This is a genomic window from Xanthomonas hortorum (genome assembly GCF_040279205.1).
GTDB classification, from domain to species: Bacteria; Pseudomonadota; Gammaproteobacteria; order Xanthomonadales; family Xanthomonadaceae; genus Xanthomonas; species Xanthomonas hortorum_F.
Map to the genome: position 1 here is coordinate 75,443 of NZ_JBEOLS010000008.1, position 21,097 is coordinate 96,539.

At 63.8% G+C, this 21,097-nt stretch carries 21 protein-coding genes and 1 riboswitch; of the genes, 10 read left to right on the plus strand and 11 right to left on the minus strand.

The features are described 5' to 3' along the window. Positions 1-51: 51 nt before the first annotated feature. Positions 52-165: riboswitch (S-adenosyl-L-homocysteine riboswitch) on the plus strand. 31 nt (positions 166-196) lie between these two features. Next, a complete protein-coding gene (gene ahcY / locus ABS769_RS05565; RefSeq protein WP_317060647.1) occupies positions 197-1,639 on the plus strand; it encodes an adenosylhomocysteinase in 1,443 nt (480 codons plus the stop codon). Between the two features lie 117 nt (positions 1,640-1,756). Here the strand turns inward: ahcY and ABS769_RS05570 are convergent, their stop codons facing one another. Then, a complete protein-coding gene (locus tag ABS769_RS05570; protein WP_317060646.1) occupies positions 1,757-2,608 on the minus strand; it encodes a tetratricopeptide repeat protein in 852 nt (283 codons plus the stop codon). A gap of 358 nt (positions 2,609-2,966) precedes the next feature. Between ABS769_RS05570 and ABS769_RS05575 the strand changes: the two genes are divergently transcribed. The 4 genes from ABS769_RS05575 (at position 2,967) to ABS769_RS05590 (ending at position 5,201) form a co-directional block, all read left to right on the plus strand. Next, the gene (locus ABS769_RS05575) at positions 2,967-3,191 is read left to right on the plus strand and encodes a hypothetical protein (RefSeq protein WP_317060645.1); all 225 of its coding nucleotides are present in this window, start codon (positions 2,967-2,969) and stop codon (positions 3,189-3,191) included. After that, entirely contained in the window at positions 3,191-3,673 is a 483-nt protein-coding gene (locus ABS769_RS05580; RefSeq protein WP_317060644.1) for a hypothetical protein, read from the plus strand. Before ABS769_RS05575 ends, ABS769_RS05580 begins: the two co-directional genes overlap by 1 nt. A gap of 191 nt (positions 3,674-3,864) precedes the next feature. Continuing rightward, entirely contained in the window at positions 3,865-4,185 is a 321-nt protein-coding gene (locus ABS769_RS05585) for a hypothetical protein (protein WP_317060643.1), read from the plus strand. Positions 4,186-4,607: 422 nt separating this feature from the next. After that, on the plus strand, positions 4,608-5,201 hold the full coding sequence (locus tag ABS769_RS05590) for a porin family protein (RefSeq protein WP_317060642.1): 594 nt from the start codon (positions 4,608-4,610) through the stop codon (positions 5,199-5,201). 211 nt (positions 5,202-5,412) lie between these two features. Here ABS769_RS05590 and ABS769_RS05595 read toward each other — a convergent pair whose 3' ends face one another. Together ABS769_RS05595 and ABS769_RS05600 are read right to left on the minus strand one after the other, a co-directional pair. Then, positions 5,413-5,970, minus strand: coding sequence for a DUF3228 family protein (locus ABS769_RS05595; RefSeq protein ID WP_317060641.1), 558 nt, complete (start codon positions 5,968-5,970; stop codon positions 5,413-5,415). Positions 5,971-6,028: 58 nt separating this feature from the next. After that, positions 6,029-6,574 carry a DUF2058 domain-containing protein gene (locus ABS769_RS05600; RefSeq protein WP_317060640.1) on the minus strand — a complete coding sequence of 182 codons (546 nt, stop codon included), beginning with the start codon at positions 6,572-6,574 and terminating at the stop codon, positions 6,029-6,031. Positions 6,575-7,205: 631 nt separating this feature from the next. On the opposite strand from ABS769_RS05600, the gene ABS769_RS05605 reads away from it, so the two are divergent. Then, on the plus strand, positions 7,206-8,876 hold the full coding sequence (locus ABS769_RS05605; RefSeq protein ID WP_317060639.1) for a histidine phosphatase family protein: 1,671 nt from the start codon (positions 7,206-7,208) through the stop codon (positions 8,874-8,876). Positions 8,877-9,025: 149 nt separating this feature from the next. Here the strand turns inward: ABS769_RS05605 and ABS769_RS05610 are convergent, their stop codons facing one another. Then, on the minus strand, positions 9,026-9,961 hold the full coding sequence (locus ABS769_RS05610) for a Gfo/Idh/MocA family protein (RefSeq protein WP_317060638.1): 936 nt from the start codon (positions 9,959-9,961) through the stop codon (positions 9,026-9,028). Positions 9,962-10,371: 410 nt separating this feature from the next. On the opposite strand from ABS769_RS05610, the gene ABS769_RS05615 reads away from it, so the two are divergent. Further along, the gene (locus ABS769_RS05615) at positions 10,372-10,770 is read left to right on the plus strand and encodes a VOC family protein (RefSeq protein ID WP_317060637.1); all 399 of its coding nucleotides are present in this window, start codon (positions 10,372-10,374) and stop codon (positions 10,768-10,770) included. A gap of 172 nt (positions 10,771-10,942) precedes the next feature. Here ABS769_RS05615 and ABS769_RS05620 read toward each other — a convergent pair whose 3' ends face one another. Then, positions 10,943-11,920, minus strand: a complete 978-nt coding sequence (locus ABS769_RS05620; protein ID WP_317060636.1) for an NAD(P)H-quinone oxidoreductase — start codon at positions 11,918-11,920, stop codon at positions 10,943-10,945. Between the two features lie 139 nt (positions 11,921-12,059). Next, the gene (locus ABS769_RS05625) at positions 12,060-12,296 is read right to left on the minus strand and encodes a hypothetical protein (RefSeq protein WP_023903043.1); all 237 of its coding nucleotides are present in this window, start codon (positions 12,294-12,296) and stop codon (positions 12,060-12,062) included. Positions 12,297-12,509: 213 nt separating this feature from the next. On the opposite strand from ABS769_RS05625, the gene metF reads away from it, so the two are divergent. Next, positions 12,510-13,337: a methylenetetrahydrofolate reductase [NAD(P)H] gene (metF, locus tag ABS769_RS05630; protein ID WP_317060635.1), complete on the plus strand. Its 828-nt coding sequence runs from the start codon at positions 12,510-12,512 to the stop codon at positions 13,335-13,337. A gap of 201 nt (positions 13,338-13,538) precedes the next feature. Next, positions 13,539-14,138 (plus strand): hypothetical protein, encoded by a 600-nt coding sequence (locus ABS769_RS05635; RefSeq protein ID WP_316693733.1) that lies wholly within the window; start codon positions 13,539-13,541, stop codon positions 14,136-14,138. Positions 14,139-14,385: 247 nt separating this feature from the next. On the opposite strand, the gene ABS769_RS05640 is transcribed toward ABS769_RS05635, so the two are convergent. The 5 genes from ABS769_RS05640 to ABS769_RS05660 form a co-directional block, all read right to left on the minus strand. Further along, complete coding sequence (locus ABS769_RS05640) at positions 14,386-14,904, minus strand: AAA family ATPase (protein WP_317060634.1); 519 nt, start codon at positions 14,902-14,904, stop codon at positions 14,386-14,388. After that, complete coding sequence (locus ABS769_RS05645) at positions 14,901-15,848, minus strand: Nudix family hydrolase (RefSeq protein WP_317060633.1); 948 nt, start codon at positions 15,846-15,848, stop codon at positions 14,901-14,903. The genes ABS769_RS05640 and ABS769_RS05645 overlap by 4 nt, the downstream gene beginning before the upstream one ends. Before the next feature lie 130 nt (positions 15,849-15,978). Further along, entirely contained in the window at positions 15,979-16,344 is a 366-nt protein-coding gene (locus ABS769_RS05650) for a VOC family protein (RefSeq protein WP_023902735.1), read from the minus strand. 306 nt (positions 16,345-16,650) lie between these two features. After that, complete coding sequence (gene secA, locus ABS769_RS05655) at positions 16,651-19,389, minus strand: preprotein translocase subunit SecA (protein WP_317060632.1); 2,739 nt, start codon at positions 19,387-19,389, stop codon at positions 16,651-16,653. A 155-nt stretch (positions 19,390-19,544) separates the two neighbouring features. Continuing rightward, positions 19,545-20,489, minus strand: coding sequence for a peptidoglycan DD-metalloendopeptidase family protein (locus tag ABS769_RS05660; RefSeq protein WP_317060631.1), 945 nt, complete (start codon positions 20,487-20,489; stop codon positions 19,545-19,547). Between ABS769_RS05660 and ABS769_RS05665 the strand changes: the two genes are divergently transcribed. Continuing rightward, on the plus strand, positions 20,490-20,936 hold the full coding sequence (locus tag ABS769_RS05665; protein ID WP_006448957.1) for a DUF721 domain-containing protein: 447 nt from the start codon (positions 20,490-20,492) through the stop codon (positions 20,934-20,936). Positions 20,937-21,097: the final 161 nt, after the last annotated feature.

The window sequence follows — 21,097 nt, forward strand, 5'->3', positions numbered from 1 at the left end:
GGTGCATGCCAATTCATGCCGGAGGGGGGTGCTGCCGATATAATCAACGCTCTCGTCGAGGGGCGCTGCGACCGGTATGGCGGACTGATCCGCCAACTGCACGAAAAGTGCAGGAAATACGGCCAGGCTCGACAAGCATTCATCGTTCAACGGCGCCCGGAATTGCAGACATTGATCTGCCTACCGGAGCTATTGCATGAACGCTGTCACGAAAATCGCCCCACATACTGACTACAAGGTCGCCGACCTCTCCCTGGCCGATTGGGGCCGCAAGGAGCTGGACATCGCCGAGCACGAGATGCCGGGCCTGATGTCGATCCGCCGCAAGCATGCGCAGAGCAAACCGCTGAAGGACGTACGCATCACCGGCTCGCTGCACATGACCATCCAGACCGCCGTGCTGATCGAAACGCTCAAGGACATCGGTGCCAACGTGCGCTGGGCCTCGTGCAACATCTTCTCCACCCAGGACCATGCCGCCGCCGCGATCGCGGTCACCGGCACCCCCGTGTTCGCCTGGAAGGGCGAGACGCTGGAAGAGTATTGGGACTGCACCCTCGACGCGCTGACCTTCACCCTGCCCGACGGCACCCAGACCGGTCCGGAACTGGTGGTGGACGACGGTGGCGATGTCACCCTGCTGATCCACAAGGGCTATGAACTCGAAAACGGCAGCACCTGGGTCGACGAGCCGGCGGCTTCGCACGAAGAAGGCGTGATCAAGGCGTTGCTCAAGCGCGTTGCCGTCGAGCGCCCGGGATACTGGACCCGCGTGGTCAAGGACTGGAAGGGCGTCTCCGAAGAGACCACCACCGGCGTGCACCGCCTGTACCAGATCGCCGAGGCCGGCAAGCTGCTGATCCCGGCCATCAACGTCAACGACTCGGTCACCAAGAGCAAGTTCGACAACCTCTACGGCTGCCGCGAGTCGCTGGCCGATGGCCTCAAGCGCGCGATGGACGTGATGCTGGCCGGCAAGGTTGCCGTGGTCTGCGGTTACGGCGACGTCGGCAAGGGCAGCGCCGCTTCGTTGCGTAACTATGGCGCCCGCGTCATCGTCACCGAGATCGACCCGATCTGCGCACTGCAGGCATCGATGGAAGGCTTCGAGGTCAACACCATCGAATCCACCCTGGGCCGCGGCGACATCTATGTCACCACCACCGGCAACAAGGACATCATCACCGTCGAGCACCTGCAGGCGATGAAGGACCAGGCCATCGTGTGCAACATCGGCCACTTCGACAACGAGATCCAGGTCGATGCGCTGAACGCACTCAAGGGCGTGGAAAAGATCAACATCAAGCCGCAGGTCGACAAGTACGTGTTCGGCAACGGCAATGCGATCTTCCTGCTGGCCGACGGCCGCCTGGTGAACCTGGGCTGCGCCACCGGCCACCCGAGCTTCGTGATGTCCAACTCGTTCGCCAACCAGACCCTGGCCCAGATCGACCTGTGGGAAAAGCGCGACAGCTACGAGAAGAAGGTCTACATCCTGCCCAAGCACCTGGATGAAGAAGTTGCGCGTCTGCATCTGGAAAAGATCGGCGTCAAGCTGACCACCCTGACCAAGGACCAGGCCGACTACCTCGGCGTGGACGTGGCCGGCCCGTACAAGCCGGATCATTACCGCTACTGATCATGGAGGCTGACGGCCAGCGGCCGTCAGTGCTGATCATTTGCAGAACGGGCACCGAAAGGCGCCCGTTCTGCGTTTACGCCGCATGCCATGCGGAGATGCGGGCCCGATACGTCGTTACATGCCCTGCCGGTCGTCGCGCAGCGCGCTGCGGCACTGCGCGACGAAGTCACGCTGCCAGGACGCTAAGTCAAACCCTTCACGCTGCTGGAACGACACGGTTTCGCCACGCAATGCGTAGCAGCGATTCTGCGTCAAACGCAATGCAGCCAAGTGATCGCCCACCTCCCAGCAACGGTCGATGCAGACCTGCATCGCTGCATAGTCCGGGTTGGTCTTGGCCCCGCCGAACGCAAACTCCATCTGCTGGACCATCGCCAGCACCGGATCATTGCCTGCTTCGGCCGCACGTAGCAGACGCAACACGCTTGGATCGGGAATACCGAACGTCCAGTTGGCCAGGATCGCCGCACGTGCCGCAGCCACCGCAGCCTCGTGCTGCCCCAGACGCCTGTGCTGCACTGCCAGCATCGTCCACGCCCGCTGCAGCTCGGGGAAGCGACGGCATGCCGCCTGCAGCAATTCGATCGCTTCGGACGGCTCTCCTGCCTGCACATGCAGCTGCGCGCGCTCGATCAATGGCAACGGCGAATCCACATCTGGAACATCATGCGCGCGTGGGTCCCAACTCTCGTCGTCCCAGGCCTGCTCGTCCAGCACATGGTTGATGTCCAGCCACTGCGCGAATACATCCAGCGACGAATGGCTGAACACCATGCGCCCTTCATCATGAAACATCTCGCACACCACTGGCGTTTCGCCTTCGCAGCCCAACGGCCAATACAGACCGAAACAATCGCCGTTGCCGAGCGCGCCTTCGGCAATCGTCCAAAAGCCCTGTGGCGGATAGGGACCTGCGCAGACGGCGGTGTCCAGCGTCAAACCATGAAGACGTTGAGGAGCGCGCATGCTCGGGTTCCAGGCAGGATCTGGCGGCCATTATCGCAGTGGCGCGGCGACCGCGATGCGGAAGCGCCATCGGTGGCCAGACAGGAGGCCCGTTGCCAGCCCCCCGGCAGGGACCCGACCTGGACGCCCAAGACGTTGCGTTAAAATGCGCACATGCTCCCGAAATTACACTGGTCCAGCGCGAAAAGATCGCCCACACCGTGCGCAGCTACGTGCACAACGCCCACACCGAACCCTACGCGAGGCAAAGCCGTGGAAAACCGTAGCCTGGAACCGACGCAAGTGTTCAAGCCCTGCTGGGCAACAGCGAAGCCCATGAACTGCCGGCAGCGATCATGACGTCGGCCGCGCGGCGGACATGAAGGCACTGGCAGACGCGACAGGGTTCAATAAGTCCGCGATGGATGCAATTGCTGCCGCACAGCGCGCCATCGGTTATCTGCTCGACAGCGTCGGTCCACCGCGGCAGACGAAGCACCGGCAGTTCGGTGCCGTGCGGCGCCGCCTGGGAGTGGACTGGGCGTCGTCCGACCTGCTGCGCGCAACCGTCGGCCGTTGCGTGCAAATCGGCAAACCGCGCTGATGCGCTGGCCGTGGTCCGCCCCTGCTCCCCGCCTGGCCGATACGCAGGCCGATACCCTGCTGCAGGCCCTGCTGTCACGTGACGGTTCGCGCATCACCGATGCCGCGCACGAGGTCGCGCAGATGTTCGACACAACGGTGCTCGATGCACTGGCAGCGCATGCGGAGCGGATAGAGCGAAGCAGCCAGGGCCTGCAGTTCGGCGGCCTGCTGCTCAGCAACAGCGTGCACCTCATCGCCGCCGTGCGGCGCCTGCGCTTCCGGCACGCCCGGGCGGGCTGCCTGTGTGCGCTCAATCCCGGTTACCTGTTCTTCGACCCCCGCCGCCTGATCGACCAAAGGCAGATGCAGCTGCTCGGGCTGGAAGTAGCCGACGATGGCTGGGGCGAGTGCCACCACGTCGCCTGCACCCGCTGCGGCCGCCCCTGGCGCGCCACCGACCGCGAATACCATTACCCCTGGTGGGAATGGACCGCCGATTGACAGATGGGCGTCGGTCCATCGATTCATAGTGCACCGGCACATACACGCTGCGTCACGATCGGTGCTTGCAGACGTTGCATCTCCAGCAATCGGACTCCCCGGAGGCAGCACGGGTTCGAGTCAGTCATGGGGGCGACGCCACGTCAGGGGAGGTAGGATTGGCATCACATAACGCAGCAGTGGACTTACCGTTGAAAGCCCGTCTGGAGCACGTAGAAGCCGTCCTCGACGACTGCATCCGTGTCGTGTGTTCGACCGGCCCTGTGCGCGAGCGGCTTCTTGCGGTGGGGACAGCAACGGATGATGGGGTTGCCATTGCCTACACGTCAAAGCAGGCCCTTGCGGCGGCGCTAAGCCATCTGCAATCGCTGCAGCTGCCATTCGGCGATGCGCCGGGAGGCTGGCCACCAGCGGCGGTTTTTTCCCAGCTGCGTGACGCAGGCTTGGTCCACGGACCGATACGCACCATCACCTGGAGCCGACCCGACCAACCAGCGCTTGGCATTGGCTAGCGACTGGGCAACCTGGCATCGGCATCACGAACCGGCAGCGTCACCCCATCCAATCAACTCATCAACACCGGTGCTTATTGTTCGGTGATAGGCAGCGCCGCTGGAGGAGTTGCTGCGCACCGCAGTGATCGCTGATCGGCGTCGCCAGGCAGCGGGCCGAGCCTTCCCCCGCACTCACCCTTGCAATGATCAGAGCCGCGCCGCCGACGATTGCGTGCAGACGCGCAGCGTTGGACGAGCGACTGCACGGTATGGATCCCCGGACGACATTGCGACAACCCGGCAGCACGCAGCTGCAGCTGCAGCTGCAGCCAATAACTTTCCAAACTCTGAGGGATAACGTCGCGCTGCCACGCTGATGCCGTTTCACAGGATGACTGCGTGCATCACTCCTTGTCATCGCACTCTGAAGAGACATGCTCATGAAAAACACCCTCGTCGCACTGGCCCTTTCGGGGCTGGCATTGACGGCCGCATCCGATGTCTTTGCGCAGTCCGCATCCGGCGACGGTGCGGGTTGGTTCGTCAATGGCGGCGTCGGCCGCACCTCGCTCAAGAGCGGGCCATACGATGGTAGCGATACCGGCTACAACGTCTCCGCCGGGTACCGCTGGAACGTGCTGTTTCCATGGCTATCGATTGGTCTGGAAGCTGGCTACAACGATCTTGGCAACATCCAGGCAAAAAATCTCTTCAACGGAGACGCGGTCGTCGAAGACGAGAGCCAGCTGCGTGGATGGACGGTCGGCGTGAATCAGCGCTTCGCACTCGGCGACAAGTGGTATGCCAGCATGCGTGGTGGGCTGTATGGCTGGAAGGGTCAAGGCCTGCGCAATGACACCGTGTCGGACCGCGCCGACCTGGACAAGCTGTCTTGGTATGCAGGCGCCGGCGTGGGCTACAACCTGGGCGAACACTTCAGCATCGGCGCCAACTACGACCATTACAACGCCAAGAAATTCGAAGTGGACTTGAGCACCGACATGGCGTCGGTGAATGCCGAATATCGGTTCTGACAGTCATCAGAATGTCGAGCTGCGGCGAGTCCGAAAACAGCACACGCAGCTCGGCTCTGCAGTCGTAAGTGCAACCACATCTCACGCTCAGGGAAAGGATACGCGCGCGGCGGCGAGGCAGCACCGCGCCGCCGACAGGCCTGAGTTCGAGAGCAGTGCTCTTTTGTCTGCCGCGCGAAAATCGCACGATACGACACGAGCGATCTGCCTGCTAAGGCCGCCAATTCGCATTGCGTTCCCAGAACGCAACGCTGCGCCGATACGCGTCGCGATCCAGTGGTGTGCCGGAGCCGCCCTCTTCCACGCCGAGTGCGTTGCGCAACATCGTGATCGGCGCCATCGGGATTTCCTCCGGCTCGGCGGTATAGAGGCAACCGACTACGCCACAGTCAGCGTCGATGGGCGAGCCTTCTTTCGCCAGCTGATCGCGGCTATACAAAATCGGCAAGAGATACGTGGCCACCGGCGGTTCGACACCTTCGAACCAACGCACCAGCACCGGCAATTCCTGCGTACTGCGCGCCTCGTAGCCGGAACGCAGCAAGTGACGATTGTCGCCGGTGATCGGCGCGGTAAGGCAGCGGGTCGAGGTCCAGTTGCGGTGTACATGCAGCCGGCAGAACGGCGCATAGCCTTCGATCACGCGTACCGGCGCTTCGTCATTGAGCCGCTGGATGAACTGCTCAGGTGTGCAGTCCTGGATGGCGTTGCCGCGACCACCGCGCGGGAACAGGCGGGTACGGGCGAACGGCGTTAGAACGATCGACATGGCAGTGTTGGAGGCGACAAAGACCGCCAGGGTAGCGTGCAGCCTTGCACGCGGCCACTCACCAGATCAGATCGTCCGGCACTTTGAACTGGCTGTAGTAGTCATCGTCGCTGTCTGTCGCTGCGGGGGCGCTGCTGCGGCCATGGTCCAGCACCACGGTGTCCGCATCGCGACTGTAGACCTTGTCGGCGGCTACGCGTGGAATCAGCTCGAAGCCGTCGCCGTGGCGTGCGATCACCAGTGCGCCACTGGCCAGCTGGCTGCGCAGCGTGGGATTGACCAGCACGCTGCGGATGACGCTGCCGTCGTTGAAACGGTAGTCGATCTCGCCCTCGCGCTTGACCTTGCTGGTCTCCACGATCTGCCGGACCTGGGCCAGCACCTCCTGCCGCCGAAGTTGCACCTTGCGCTCCTCGGCCAGCGCGCGATCGCGTTCGGCGCGCTCGGCCTGCAGACGCGCGGTGTCCACCTTGTCCACCTCTGTCGGCGCCACCGCTGCGCCCTTGGCGTGGCGCTGCTTGAGCTGCTCGCGTGCGACCTTATCCACCTGGGCCTTCTTGACCAGGCCAGCCTTGAGCAGTTGTTCTTGCAGTGGATTGCGCATGGGAATGGGTCGGCAGGTGGGTATGGGCATAGTTTAGCGGCCAGCGCGTGGTCCTGGTGTTCGGCGCGCTTACCGGGGGCATCTGCTTCATCGGCCGGCCATGCCTGGACAGCACGCGTCATCCCCATCCCCCTGCCGGCGCGCGGGGCACGTCTTTGGCGTCGTTGAGTTGCGAGGCAATCCAGGCGAATACGCCACACGCCACTGTTCTCATCGCACGACAAGGTGAGTTGTAGCGCACCTGTGAACTTGAAAATACGCCTTCATGGTGCGATCGACACAGTGCCTCTGCCGCGTCATCGCGTGCGGAGGATTTTATCTCCCGAATAATTTGCGCAGTTTTCCTATGTTTCGAGTAACTCTTGCACGCGTGATGCAGTAACGCAGAAGGAGCGAAAATATCGCAGCACCATCAACGCGCGCTCGCGTTCAACTCGCATTGATTGAAAAAATAAATCTCGCGACTGCAACGAAGCCGCTTGTTCGCCGGACCTACGGGGGCAACTCGACGCATGCAGTGTGATCAGCACATCGCATGCGCCGCAGCTATCCCCCGATGAGGCGACGCCGCCTTGCTTCAGGCAGCGACGCCTCAGTCTCGATGAACCGTGCAGCAGACCGGAGCAATGCGATGCCTCTCTATTTCGTGCGCCATGGTGAGTCGCTCGCCAACGAACAGAACTATTTTGCCGGTGCGCAGAACTCACCGCTCACGCCGCTCGGCCGCCGCCAGGCACAGCAGGCAGCACGCTACGTGCGCCAACGCGCATTACGTTTCAACGAAGTGCATGTGTCCACATTGGAGCGTGCACAGGCCACAGCGGCCATCATTCTGGAGGGTGCGCAAGGCAACCCGCAGGTGCGCTTGAGCGCCGCCTTGGTGGAGCGCGATTTCGGCATTTTTGCCGGCAAGAACAAGACCTTGATCAAGAAGTCGATCGGCCACCGTCTCTACGACGCCTGCTTTCACGACGCCGATGGAGCGCCACCCGATGGCGAACACTGGATGGACATGTATGCGCGTTGCAAGCACTACTACGACACCGTGCTGGCCCCGCTGGATCGACAAGGCAAGCAGGTCCTGGTGGTGGCGCACAAGTACATCGTCGAAGTGTTCGCGCTGATTGCCTCTGGCCTGCCGCCTGCCGAGTACATCGACTTCCGCCTGCCCAATTCGCGCCCGCTGTCGTGGGACGAACTCAAGCAGATGACCGCGCGCAGCTCCTCGCGCATGAATTATCTGGGCGAGCAGACCGAGATCCACCTATTGCAATGGATGTTGCTCGCGGCAATCAGCGGCTTCGCACTGTCGTGCCTGGGCGTCAGTCTTCCGCATGTCGTCACCACCACCGCCATCGTCGCGCTGCTGGCAGCGAATGCCTTCTTCCTGTCGGTGCGTATCGAACCGGGCGCTCTGCGCCTGACCCAAGGTCCTGAAAACATCGCGCTCAGCATCATCAGCGTGGCACGTGCGCTGTGTGCCATGTTCCTGCTCACACAGTTCCAGAACGAATGGATCCATGTGATCGGCTTGCTGCTGATCGTGCCGCCCGCCTTGTCGGTACCGACCTTCTCGCTGGCGCGCGGTGGCGATTACTTTTTTGCGGCACGCTACACATTGGTGCTGTCGATCCTGCTGCCGGTGCTGTTATTGGTGTTGTATGTGGACCACCGTGAAGTACTGGGCAACGCGCATGCGCTGGAGCGCTTCTTCGTGGTGCTGTTGCTTGCCTTGGCGCTACCCTCCTTGCTCGCACAGGGCTGGCGGCGTGCGCGCCCGATCGCAGCCGGCAAGCTCGCAACCAACTGGGGCTGGGCTGGCTCATTGACGATGGTGCCGATGGCCTTGCTGGTCTCGCTGCGCGCCGACGGAGCGGCGCTGGCCGATGCATTGCTGCATGGCGGCTGGCAGGCATGGGCTGCATTGCTGCTGCCGTTTACGCTATTGATGGCATGCCGCGTGGGCAGCGCGTTGTATCTGCACGCGCACCAGGCGATGAACGGCAAGCGCATCAGTGCGGCCATCGCCTCGGACATCCATCTACTGCAGACCTCGCCCAATATCTTTCTGTGGCTGAGCCTGTTGCTGCCCGGCACGTTTGCGCACGCGCCCACGCTGGTAGCCGGTACCTTGCTGGGCTTCTTTGCGTTTGCGCTGCTGGACGAGGCATGGGTGGTCAGGCGTTTCCGCGCGCAGATCGCACCTGCGATGCGCAAGCTTGCGAGTCGTTCCACTTCAGCCAATGGCGTGACCACTACCGCCACGATCGGGCAGGACGAGGCGGTGCTGGACAGTCGCTGAGACATGCCGGCAGCAGAAGTGTCGACCCGAGGCGTTTGCTGCCGATTCGCTGGGATACGCTCGTGGAAAAGCGCGGTCTCTGACGCAAAAAAAACACCGGCCAATGGCCGGTGTTTGCAATGCTGCAGCACCCTGGAGAGCGCGGCCGACTACCAGGCAAACGGCGCGGTAACCTTACGGGCAGCCAGCAGAAACGCGTCGGCCACGTGCACGAATGGCGTGACATCCACTTCCGATTCACCTGCGCGCACCAACTGCACAAAACGCCGATACAACCCGTCGTACTCGCCGGCCGCATCCACTGGCTGCGCCTGGCCATCGATACTCAGTTTGGCGCCGCCTTCGCTGAGCATGAGCAGGCCGTCAGTGGTTTCCACCTCGATATCCCAGCGCTGATGACCGGTCTGCAGGAAGTCGAATTCGGCTGTCACCGGCACACCCGCGGTGTCGACAAAGGCGAGCTTGGCGTACAGCGGTGCCTGGCGGTTTTCCGGCGTATGCAACTCGGCCTCGCGCAGCGCGAAGGGGCGTGGCAACAGATGCGTGACGATGGACAACGCATTGATGCCGGGATCGAACACGCCCATGCCGCCCGGCTCCAGAATCCAGTCCTGCCCCGGATGCCAATGGCGAATGTCTTCTTTCCAGGTGATGTGCGCGCGCAGGATCTGCTTGTCGGCCAACCACGCCCGCGCAGGCTCCACAGCGGCGGCACACCGCGAATGCCAGCTGGTGAACAGGCTGCGTTGCGCACGCTGCGCCACTGCACGTAGATCATCGATTTCTGCGAGCGTGGCGGCGGGGGGTTTTTCCAGGAACACATGGCGGCCAGCGCTCAGCGCGGCTTGGGCAAGCGCATGACGCCCGACCGGTGGCGTGCACAACGCCACTGCCTCGATCTGCGGATGCGCAGCAAACGCCTCTTCCAACGTGTGATAGGCCGGCACGCCATCGACCGTGCCGTGACGGCTCACGGTGGCGACCAGCTGCACATCCTCGCGCGCGGCGATGGTGGGCACATGCTGGTCGCGGGCGATCTTGCCGATACCGACAAGGGCAATGCGCAATGCGTCTGGATGCTTCATCGAAACCTTCGTGCTGATGTGGAAGTGACCGCACCGCTTCGATCGCATGAGGCAAGCGATTGCGCGGGGCCAACGCGGCAATGGCGCAATGCAGCTCCGCAGCCCTGCACGCGAGCACGCAGTGTACGGTCAGGGTGCGGCTCGCCGCGAGACATCGCTCCTGCTTGTTTTGCTATACCTGCGGCGCGTAGTGGCCGCGCAAGAGCGGCCATTGCTGCGCGGCTGCATCATTGCGAAGGTGCAGCATGGCCGGCTGGTCGCGGCCTCCAGCTGACGATGGCCCATCTCCGGATCAGGCAACGCATGCGATTTTGCGAACCCTCCCGACACGCCAATTGACGCCAGTACCGGCACAGACCACGATCGCCGCCGGCACGCGGATGTGCCGCCACCCTTGAGGGATGACACCGATGTTGCATCACGTTTCGCTGGGCGTTCGCACGATCGAGGCATCGGCCGCCTTTTACGACGCCGTACTCGGCGCGCTCGGCTATGTGCGGGTGTGGTCCGATCTGGAGCCGGGCACGCTCGATCAGGCGGTCGGCTACGGCCGGCCCGGCGGCGAAGACAGCCTGGCGTTGAAGCAGCGCGACGCCAGGCTCTGTGCACCCGGGGCCGGCTTCCATCTGGCATTTGCCGCCTCCGCTGCCGGCGCGGTAGACGCCTTCCATCTGGCAGCGCTGCAGCACGGCGGCAGCTGCAACGGCGCACCCGGCTTGCGGCCGGATTACGGCGACGATTACTACGCCGCCTTCGTCATCGACCCGGACGGTCACCACCTCGAAGCGGTCGTCGACACGACGATGTGATCTGCAGTGCAACGACGCCGGCTGTAACTGCATCCCATGCCCGAATCGTTTCGCGATTCATCAAAAAGTACGAGCGGACGGATGCCCTGCCGAAGATACCCGAGGCCGATCTGCCCGCAACAGGAGTCGGCTGCCTGACACGCGCGCATGCCAGGCAGCTGACCGCAGGCAGTCACATCTCCAGCACCACCTTGCCCAGGTGGCTGCCCTGTTCCAGATAGCGGTGCGCCGCAGCGGCCTCGCTCAGCGGGAAGCGCTTGTCGAGCAGCACGCGCAGCTTGCCCTGCGCGATCCACGGCCACACCACGCGCTCCACTTCCGCCGCCAGACGCGCCTTTTCGTCGGCGCTGCGCGGGCGCAGCGTCGAGCCGGTGAGGATCGCCTGCTTGCGCATCAGCAGCGGAATCGGTACCTCGATGGTCGAACCGGCCTGCGAGGCGATGTAGACGATGCGCCCGCGCGGATTGAGCGCCTCCAGGGTATCGGCGAACACCGCCGCGCCCACCATGTCGAGCGACACATCCACACCGCCGTGCGCCTTGGCCACGGCGACAAACGATTCGGCAGTGGAGTCGATCGCCACATCGGCACCCAGTTCGCGCGCCTGTGCCGCCTTGCCCGCCGAACGCGCGGTAGCCAATACACGCGCGCCGGCGGCCTTGGCCATCTGGATCGCGGTGACGCCGATCCCGGAGGTGGCACCATGCAGCAACAGCCACTCGCCGGCCGCGAGCCGGCCGTGCTCGAACAGGTTGGCGTAGGCGGTAAAGATGGTTTCCGGTAATGCGGCGGCGTGCACCAGATCCATGCCGGCCGGAATCGGCAGCACATGGCGCGCGTCGACCGCTGCGTACTGCGCGTAGCCCCCACCGCCCAGCAATGCACACACGCGATCGCCCACTTTCCAGCGACCGGCCGGCTCCACGATTTCACCTGCGATTTCCAGCCCAAGGGTCTCCGGCGCGCCGGGCGGCGGCGGATAGTGGCCGGCACGTTGCAGCAGATCGGGACGATTGATGCCGGCGGCGTGCACGCGGATCAACACGTGCCCCGGCGCGGGACGCGGGCGCGGTTGCTCGCTGACGTACAGCGCATCCGCATCGCCCTTGCCATCGCGGATGGCGATGGCGGTCATCGTGGTGTCGCTCATGCAAGGCGCTCCGTAGAAAGTGCGCCCAGTGTAGGCATGCAGGCGTCAACGTTTGGCGTAGGTGGGCAGCGATGCTGCGCAGCAAGACCACATGAATCGCCACGTGCGCCTGCACCGACGCAGACGCGCGTGGCACGGATCACTCCTCGCTGGGAGCGACGCCCTGGTCGATGTACTGGCGAATCGCCTCGAACACCTTCGAGGTGCCGTCGTCCTGCCCGGACGGCAGGCGCGCAGCGAAGTCGCTCAGCAACTTGTCGCCATCCACACCGGGTTGCTCGGCCAGGGCGAGCGCCAGGTCGCCGACGCTGCGCGCCAGCGCGACCCAGATGCGGCCCAACGATTCGGCGATGACATCCATTTCCTCTTCTTGCATGTTGCGCTCCGATCAAGTGGCGTGGGTCTGGAGGCTTACCGCGTGCGCTAGATAGTGATGCCCTCGCGCAAGCAGCCGCAACCATGCGGATATCACGCCTGCACCCCGATGCCCACATGATGGCGAACGAGAAATTCGAGACACCCGCAACCAAATATGCATTCATCGCGATGAAGCGATATTATGCCCGCACGCTCTGCCGGACCCGCCGCGATGACGCATCTCAGTTTCGAGTTCTACCCGCCCAAGACCGACGACCAGCGCGCGCAGCTGGACCGCACCGCGGCCAGGTTGAAGGGCTACACGCCGGAGTACGTGTCGTGCACCTTCGGTGCCGGCGGCTCCACGCTCAGCTATACCTCCGAGACAGTGCGCCACCTCAAGCAGAAGCATGGCTTCGAAGCCGCCCCGCATCTGTCCTGCGTCGGCGGCAGCCGCGAGGAAATCCGCGAACTGCTCAAACTCTATCGCGCGATCGGCTGCACCCGCATCGTCGCGCTGCGCGGCGATCTACCTTCGGGCATGGGCCATCCGGGCGACCTGCGCTATGCCTCCGACCTGATTGCCTTCATCCGCGCCGAACACGGCGATGCGTTCCGCATCGAAGTCGGCGCGTATCCGGAAACCCATCCGCAGGCGACCGATGCGCTGAGCGATCTGCGTTACTTCAAGGCCAAGGTGGATGCCGGCGCCGATGCGGCGATCACCCAGTATTTCTACAACGCCGATGCGTACTTTCATTTCCGCGACACGGTGCAGCGCATGGGCGTGGAGATCCCGATCATCCCCGGCATCATGCCGATCTCCAATTTCTCGCAGCTGCGGCGTTTTTCCGAGCAATGCGGTGCGGAGATTCCGCGCTGGATCGGCAAGAAGATGCAGTCCTACGGCGACGATGCCGATGCGGTGCGCGCCTTCGGTGCGGAAGTGGTGGCCACGGTGTGCGAACGCCTGATCGCCGGCGGCGCGCCGGCCCTGCACTTCTACACGCTCAACCTGGCCAAGCCGACCACCCAGGTATTGCAGCTGCTCGGGCGCTGAGTGCGGGCTTTGCGCGCGCGTGCGCTGCTGGCGCGCGTTTGGCCGGCCTTGCATCACAACCACAGCACGTCGCACACCGACGCGCAGGCCCTGATGCGCACGCGTGCTGCCGAGGTTGAACGCGTGACCTGCCGGTATCGCACGCACACCTGCGCGCGCACGTATCTCGCCAGCTCACACGCCCCCCGCTACGCTGCGCCGATGCCTCGCCTCCTGCTGCCTTTGTTGCTGTTGTTCTGCCTTGGCTCCGCCACGCGTGTGCAGGCGCAGGAGATCCGCCGCTGCGTCACGCCGGATGGGCAGACCATGTTCACCGACCGCCGCTGCGAAGACGTCGGCGCCGCTTCGCGTCCGCCACCGGCCACGCGCACGCAGGGCAACACCGGCCTGTATCGCTACGGCTGCCCGCGTCGGCTAAGCGAACTGGTGTCATTGCTGCAACTGGCGGTGGACAGCCGCGACGTCAACCGGCTCTCCAGCCTCTACCTCTGGAGCGGGCAGTCCGACGCCGCTGCCAACCAGGTCTTGAGCCGCCTGGAAGCGATCGTGCAACGCCCGTTGCTGGATATCGTCCCGATGTACCCGCAAAGCGAGACACCAACCTGGGAAGCCGAAGCCGGCAGCACAGCCACAGCCGCTCCATCGTTGGACGGCAGCGCCATCGACGCCCCGCTTCCCGCAACTCCAAGCCGCCCACGACCGTGGGGCCTCCGCCTGGAACAGAACCTCCCCAGCGGCACCCCCGCACGCAGCGTGCTGCGCCTGCGCCGGCAGTACAACTGCTTCTGGGTGACGTTTTAAAGCCGCCCATAAACGACTCATCGCCGGGCGGTCCCGCCAGCGCTCGGAATCGGCATCTACCACGCTGTGATGCGCTCCACACCTGCCTGACGACTGCTCGCTAAGCACTGTCAGCAGTTCTCAAAATGGCAGCGAGATTGCATCGGTCTATCGCACGCGTGGGCTGCCATGACCGTCTCTGCTTCGAGCAGCCCTCTCAAATGACGTTGCCCGCACGTAGGCACACAGCTGGCCAAACGCTTTCAGACTAAGTAGCAAACCGACGCATGATCTCTGCAACCGCTTGCTCCGGACTCAGCACCGCGCTGTCGATCACCCAATGCGGCTCGGTCCAGGCCACATAGTCATGCGCAAGTAAGGAAGACCACTCCGGCGCGCGCAGTCCGGGGATTTCGCTGTGCCGCGATTCCACGCGCTGCCGATGAATGTCGCGATCGCTGCACACCACTTCGATCTCCAGCAGCCGGCTTTCTGTGCGACGCGCCACGTCACGCCATGCCTCGCGGGTGACCGGCAAGGGATTGACGCTATCGGCAACCACCACCTGGCGTTGGCGCAGATTCGCCTCTGCAATGGCGTACGCAATCAGATAGCCAGCCGGCCCGACGTCGTCAGCGAGTGCACCGCTGTCGCGCAGCGCTTGCTCGATGGTGTCGATGCGTAGATACAGCGCATTGCAGTGCGTGAGCAGCCGCTGTGCAATGGCACTCTTGCCGACGCCCGGCAATCCGCCGAATACCACCAAGGTCGCCGACGGTGCAATCACTGCGGCCAGAGCGAGCGAATCGCCGCAATGCCTTGCGCGCCATGCGAGCGTGCTTCACGCAGGTCGTCGATCTGCATGCCGCCGAGTGCGTAGATCGGTAGCGAGACCTGCTCGCGCAAGGTTTCGAAACCGTCCCATCCCAACGGTGTCGCACCCGGATGCGAGGTCGTCGTCTGCACCGGACCCAGTACCGCAAAATCGCAGCCGAGCCGCTGTGCGTGACGCAGATCTTCCAGTCCGTGGCACGAGGCGGCAACCAGCTGTTCGGCCGGCAGCGGGCGCTGTTGCAGCGCGGCCAATTGCTCCGATCCCAGATGCACGCCGATGCCGAGTTCGCCGGCCAGCGCGATGTCGCGGTTGAGCAGCAACTGCGCGCGCGCACGACCACGCAGGCGCATCACCTGTTGCAGCAATGCCTGCCAGCGCGCGGGCTCGGTCTGCCGCGCACGCAACTGGATACGCGTAACGCCCTCTTGCAGCGCACGCTCCAGACCTTCCAGCCACAGCATCTCGTCGTCGGGTTCGGGCGTGATCAGATAGCGGTCGGGCTGGCGCAACGCACCGACCACCGGCACGTCGGCCGGCGGCATCGAATAGCGGGTCAACTTGTCTGCGGCCACCCAGGTCATCGCCTGGCCTTCGCGCCCGCGCGGGCTGCCTTTCCATGCGGTGATGTGGCGCACTTCCAGGCGCAGCCGCTTGTCCGGATACAACTGCGGCACGTCCATCAGCCACTCGCCCACCTGCGCCTCGATGCCGAGTTCTTCGTTGAGCTCGCGCACCAGCGCCTGTTCGGAGGTTTCGCCGGGTTCGCGCTTGCCGCCGGGAAACTCCCACAGGCCGGGCATGTCACGGGTTTCGGTGCGGCGGGTCAGCAGGATGCGGCCGCGGGGGTCGGTGATCACGCCGGCAACGACGTGGATGGATCTTAGAGAATCGGGCATGGGCACAAGAGTGCCGCGAGTGAGCGGTTCAGTGCAATCGCTTGAGGGCGGGGATTCGGGATTAGGGATTCGGGATTGGTCAAAGCGCAGCATATGTGCTTCTGCCAATCCCCAATCTCCAATCCCGGCCCTACAGCGGATGCCCGATCCGCCAGAGCACTCCGCTGGGATCATGCAAGGTGAAATCGCGTGCGCCCCATGGTCGATCTTCCGGCGCACTGCAGGTCACCCCGAACTGCTCGCCCAGCCCGGTGTCATGCACGTGCTGCCACCAGCCATCGGCGTCGTCCACCCACAGGTGCAGCATCAGATTCTCGGCCAGCTCGCGCAGATAGAAATCCTGCAACAAAAACGCGCAGTGCGTGCCATGCCGGAAGCAGGTCACGTTGCCCACCTCGTCTTCCTGCACGAAGCCCAGTGCGCGATAGAACCGCTGCGACAACGCGTAGTCGCGCGCAGGCACGAACACCTTCAGTTGCTGGCTGGACAGCGACATGACCGCACTCCACGCAGGATGTGGATCGAGCATACGCCCCGCAGTGGCGCAGACGGAGACGCCTGCGTGCGGCGGGGCAGTTGGCGCCGCGAGAGATTGGACGAGCGTGTGGCGGACCTGCTGTTCCGAGGCCCACCGAGAGAGCACACCACAAGAACCTGAGGGTCCCATCCGTAAGCAGAGCCCCCTTGGTAAGGGGGCGCGCCAAAGGCGCGGGGATCGGAGGAATACCGTGCACCCAGCGTCCGCTACGCGGACACTGGGTGTGCAGCCCGCAACGCGGGCTGCACCACGGTCAACTCAGCATCAGCTGAGTTGGCCGTGGCAGTGCTTGTACTTCTTGCCGCTACCGCACGGGCATGGATCGTTACGGCCCACCTTGGGCTCGTCGCGGGTCACCTGCGACACCGGCACCGGTGAATTGCCGGCCTGCATCTGTTCCACTTCCTCGTCGGCACCGTAACCGCCCACATCCTGATGCTGGAACTGCGAAGCCATCAAGCGCGCTTGCGCCTGCAGACGCTCCTGCTCTTCCAGCTCGGCCACTTCCTCTTCGCTGCGGATGCGCACGCGCGCCAGCAGGTTGATCACTTCGCGCTTGACGTTCTCCAGCATCTCGGAGAACAGCTCGAAGGCTTCCTTCTTGTATTCCTGCTTGGGCTGCTTCTGCGCATACCCGCGCAGATAGATGCCCTGGCGCAGGTAATCCATCTTGGCCAGATGTTCCTTCCAGCCCTGGTCGAGCACGGTCAGCATCACGTGCTTCTCCAAGGCGCGCATGGTGTCGTTGCCCACCGCCGCTTCCTTCTCGGCAAAGTGCGCATCCACCGCTGCCTGCACCTTGGCCGCAATCTGCTCGGCGTCCAGCTCTTCCTGGGTACGCGCCATCTCGCTCAGCGCCAGCGGCATGCCCAGTTCCGATTCCAGCGTGGCTTCCAGACCCTTGAGGTCCCACTGCTCGTCGACCGAATTGGGCGGCACGAAGCGGGCGACCAGGTCATAGATCACATCGCCACGGATGCCGTCGACGTTGTCCTTGACCGATTCGGCATCCAGCAATTCGTCGCGCTGTGCGTAGATCACCTTGCGCTGATCGTTGTTGACGTCGTCGAAGTCCAGCAGGTTCTTGCGGATGTCGAAGTTGTGCGCTTCCACCTTGCGCTGCGCCTTTTCGATCTGCCGGCTGACCAGGCGATCTTCGATGACGTCGTCTTCCTTCATGCCCATCATGCGCATCGCCTTCTGGACCCAGTCCGAGGCGAAGATGCGCATCAGGTTGTCTTCCAGCGACAGATAGAATCGCGAGGAACCCGGGTCGCCCTGACGACCGGCACGGCCGCGCAGCTGGTTGTCGATACGGCGCGACTCGTGCCGCTCGGTACCGATGATGTGCAAGCCGCCGGCCGCCTTGACCGCGTCATGCCGACGCTGCCATTCGGTCTTGGCCTGCAGCCGCTGTTCGTCGCTGATGTCCTCGCCCAGACCGTGCAGCTCGGTTTCCAGCGAACCGCCCAGCACGATGTCGGTACCGCGACCGGCCATGTTGGTGGCGATGGTCACCGCACCCGGCTGGCCGGCGTTGGCCACGATGGTGGCTTCGCGCTCGTGCTGCTTGGCGTTGAGCACTTCGTGCTTCACACCTGCATTGCGCAGATGCTCAGACAGCATCTCCGAGGTTTCGATCGAGGTGGTGCCCACCAGCACCGGCTGACCGCGCTTGGCGCAGTCTTCGATATCGGCCAGCACCGCATTGAACTTGCCCTTGCGGTTGAGGAACACCTGGTCCGGATGGTCCTTGCGCACGGTCGGGCGGTTGGTCGGAATCACCACCACTTCCAGGCCGTAGATGCTCTGGAATTCGTAGGCTTCGGTGTCGGCCGTACCGGTCATGCCGGACAGCTTCTTGTACATGCGGAACAGGTTCTGGAAAGTGATGCTCGCCAGCGTCTGGTTCTCGCGCTGCACCGGCACGCCTTCCTTCGCCTCGACCGCCTGATGCAGGCCATCGGACCAGCGACGCCCGGACAGCGTACGGCCGGTGAATTCGTCGACGATCACCACTTCGCCATCGCGCACGATGTAATCCACATCGCGCTGGTAGATCGCATGCGCACGCAGTGCGGCGTTGAGGTGATGCACCACGCTCAGGTTCTGCGCGGCATACAGGCCGTCTTCGGCATTTTCCAGGATGCCGGCCTGCATCAGCAGTTCTTCGGCGTGGCCCATGCCCGCCTCGGACAGGTGCACCTGCTTGCCCTTCTCGTCGATCCAGTAATCGCCCTCGCCCTCTTCGCTTTCCTGCTTGGTCAGCTGCGGCACGATGCGGTTGACGCGGATATACAGCTCCGGCGATTCGTCGGCCGGGCCGGAAATGATCAGCGGGGTGCGCGCTTCGTCGATCAGGATCGAGTCGACTTCGTCGACGATCGCGTAGTGCAGATTGCGCTGATAGCGGTCTGCACGCGACAGCGCCATGTTGTCGCGCAGGTAATCGAAACCGAATTCGTTGTTGGTGCCGTAGGTGATGTCGCTGCCGTAGGCCTCGCGCTTGTCGCTATGCGGCATGCCCGGATACACCACGCCCACGCTCAGGCCCAGCCAGTTGTACAGCTTGCCCATCTGCGCGGCATCGCGGCGCGCCAGGTAGTCGTTGACCGTGACCACATGCACGCCCTCGCCCTGCAGCGCGTTGAGGTACACCGGCAGCGTGGCCACCAAGGTCTTGCCTTCACCGGTGCGCATCTCGGCGATCTTGCCCAGGTGCAACACCATGCCGCCGATCAGCTGCACATCGTAATGACGCATGCCGAGCACGCGGCGGCTGGCCTCGCGGCAGACCGCAAAGGCTTCGGGAAGAATCTTGTCCAGGGACTCGCCGGCGGCAAGTCGCTGCTTGAACTCCGGGGTCTTGGCTTGCAGCTCGGCGTCGGAGAGCTTCTCGATCGTCGGCTCCAGCGCATTGATCTGGGTGACGAGGCGGGTGAGCTGGCGCAGCTGGCGTTCGTTACGACTGCCAAAGACACGGGTAAGCAGACTGTTGATCATTGAAGAAACCGGTTGAAAAGGAACGGTTTGACCGACGCCGGTCCCCAAGACCCGGCCGCCGTAAACGAAACAGGGCGCACTGCGCCCTGTCGATGGCAACACCCTATTGTAGCTTGGGGCGGGCCTTCACGAATCAAGCGCTGAGCGCGCCTTCGTCAACCGCGCCCGCGGCGCCCTACCGGCGTGTTGGTGTCGCCCAGGAACTTGCGCGGATTGACCACCCGCCCGTCCGCCCACACTTCGAAATGCACGTGCGCGCCAGTGGAACGGCCGCTGGAACCGGCCCTGGCTACCTGCTGGCCGGCGCGCACCAGATCGCCCACCTTCACCACCAGCCGCGAGTTATGCGCGTAGCGGGTCACGTAGCCATTGCCGTGGTCCACTTCGACCACGTTGCCATAGCCGCCGCGCACGCCGGCGTAGCTGACCACGCCATCGGCGACCGACATCACCGGGTCGCCCACGTTGGCGTGGAAGTCCACACCCTTGTGGAAGGCCGAACCGCCGTCGAACGGATCGGCGCGGCCGCCGAAGCCCGAGGTGATGTAGGTGTTGCGGATCGGCATCCGCGAGGGCACCGAATTCTGCTCGAGCTGATGATCGAACATCAGCGCGGCCAGCACGTTCAGTTGCTGGCCGGAGGCGGAGAACTGCTGTTCCACTTGCCCTAGCGTCTCCTTGAGCGATTCGACCGGCATGTCGCTGACCGGCTCATCGCCGCCACCGACGCCGACCGGCGCATCGAAGTCGAACTCGCCGTCCTTCAACTTGCCCATTTCGGTCAGCCGCTCGCCCAATGCATTGAGACGGGTGGCCTGCGCCTGCAGCTCACCCATGCGCGCGGCCAGTGCATTGACCTGCGCCTGCGAAGCGCGCTGCGTCTGGGCCAGCTCGACCTGCTGCTGCGCGACCTTGGCCTGCAGCGCGGAATTGGTCACCATGCCGGTGGCGGTGCTGGCACCGATGCCGATCAACATGCCCAGCCCAAGCACGGCGCCGAGGACTACCATCGGTCGATCCGCGGCAAAGCCCTGGAACTGGCGGGCCAACCGCTGCGCCCGGGTTTCGCGAGATTTGATTACAACTTTCTTCAACGCCATATGAGTGTCATGTCCAAGCCCAAGTCCAACGCACGCAACCCTTCCGCTCCACAACCGGCCATCGAGGCCGCGTTGGGTGAAAAGGCTGGCGACCCCTTGCGCCGAGCGTTGTGGCTCGATGCGCTGGACCGGCAGTTGCGCCCCCTGTTACCGCCTCATCTGGCCACCCGTTGCCGGTTGGCCAATGTCCGAGGCGAACAGCTCGTTTTTCTGGTTGATTCACCTGTCTGGCATGCCAAGTTGCGGCTTGCCGAGACCCAATTATTGGATGCCGCCCGATCCATCGGACTGAAGGCCACCGCAGTGACCATCAAGACCATCACGACCCCGCTGCATTCCCCAATGCCGCAGAACCGTGAACGTCCACGCCCTGTCTCCGAGGCGACGCACAAAGGACTGCGCGACGCCTTGGCCTCCTTGCAGGACGTTCCACCGACCAAGCGGTGATGTCCGTGCCGCCTGTACGAAACGGCCGCCGGTGCGTGAAAGAATTGCGAAGACCGCACACGACCCGACGCATCCTAGCGGGCATAGGCCACGCAGGAGTTAGAGAAGTCTTAAATAAACGTTAAAAACGGGCCGGAAATCCGACGGAGTTCACACTTCGA

What these genes read in the sequence shown, in the direction of transcription:
- ABS769_RS05620 (WP_317060636.1), bottom strand. Translation starts at nt 11,920, where the DNA reads ATGAGCGACACCACGATGACCGCCATCGCCATCCGCGATGGCAAGGGC.
- secA (WP_317060632.1), bottom strand. Translation starts at nt 19,389, where the DNA reads ATGATCAACAGTCTGCTTACCCGTGTCTTTGGCAGTCGTAACGAACGC.
- ABS769_RS05580 (WP_317060644.1), top strand. Translation starts at nt 3,191, where the DNA reads ATGCGCTGGCCGTGGTCCGCCCCTGCTCCCCGCCTGGCCGATACGCAG.
- ABS769_RS05590 (WP_317060642.1), top strand. Translation starts at nt 4,608, where the DNA reads ATGAAAAACACCCTCGTCGCACTGGCCCTTTCGGGGCTGGCATTGACG.
- ABS769_RS05570 (WP_317060646.1), bottom strand. Translation starts at nt 2,608, where the DNA reads ATGCGCGCTCCTCAACGTCTTCATGGTTTGACGCTGGACACCGCCGTC.
- ABS769_RS05665 (WP_006448957.1), top strand. Translation starts at nt 20,490, where the DNA reads ATGAGTGTCATGTCCAAGCCCAAGTCCAACGCACGCAACCCTTCCGCT.
- ABS769_RS05645 (WP_317060633.1), bottom strand. Translation starts at nt 15,848, where the DNA reads ATGCCCGATTCTCTAAGATCCATCCACGTCGTTGCCGGCGTGATCACC.
- ABS769_RS05660 (WP_317060631.1), bottom strand. Translation starts at nt 20,489, where the DNA reads ATGGCGTTGAAGAAAGTTGTAATCAAATCTCGCGAAACCCGGGCGCAG.
- ABS769_RS05635 (WP_316693733.1), top strand. Translation starts at nt 13,539, where the DNA reads ATGCCTCGCCTCCTGCTGCCTTTGTTGCTGTTGTTCTGCCTTGGCTCC.
- ahcY (WP_317060647.1), top strand. Translation starts at nt 197, where the DNA reads ATGAACGCTGTCACGAAAATCGCCCCACATACTGACTACAAGGTCGCC.
- ABS769_RS05650 (WP_023902735.1), bottom strand. Translation starts at nt 16,344, where the DNA reads ATGTCGCTGTCCAGCCAGCAACTGAAGGTGTTCGTGCCTGCGCGCGAC.
- metF (WP_317060635.1), top strand. Translation starts at nt 12,510, where the DNA reads ATGACGCATCTCAGTTTCGAGTTCTACCCGCCCAAGACCGACGACCAG.
- ABS769_RS05625 (WP_023903043.1), bottom strand. Translation starts at nt 12,296, where the DNA reads ATGCAAGAAGAGGAAATGGATGTCATCGCCGAATCGTTGGGCCGCATC.
- ABS769_RS05605 (WP_317060639.1), top strand. Translation starts at nt 7,206, where the DNA reads ATGCCTCTCTATTTCGTGCGCCATGGTGAGTCGCTCGCCAACGAACAG.
- ABS769_RS05595 (WP_317060641.1), bottom strand. Translation starts at nt 5,970, where the DNA reads ATGTCGATCGTTCTAACGCCGTTCGCCCGTACCCGCCTGTTCCCGCGC.
- ABS769_RS05610 (WP_317060638.1), bottom strand. Translation starts at nt 9,961, where the DNA reads ATGAAGCATCCAGACGCATTGCGCATTGCCCTTGTCGGTATCGGCAAG.
- ABS769_RS05600 (WP_317060640.1), bottom strand. Translation starts at nt 6,574, where the DNA reads ATGCGCAATCCACTGCAAGAACAACTGCTCAAGGCTGGCCTGGTCAAG.
- ABS769_RS05575 (WP_317060645.1), top strand. Translation starts at nt 2,967, where the DNA reads ATGAAGGCACTGGCAGACGCGACAGGGTTCAATAAGTCCGCGATGGAT.
- ABS769_RS05615 (WP_317060637.1), top strand. Translation starts at nt 10,372, where the DNA reads ATGTTGCATCACGTTTCGCTGGGCGTTCGCACGATCGAGGCATCGGCC.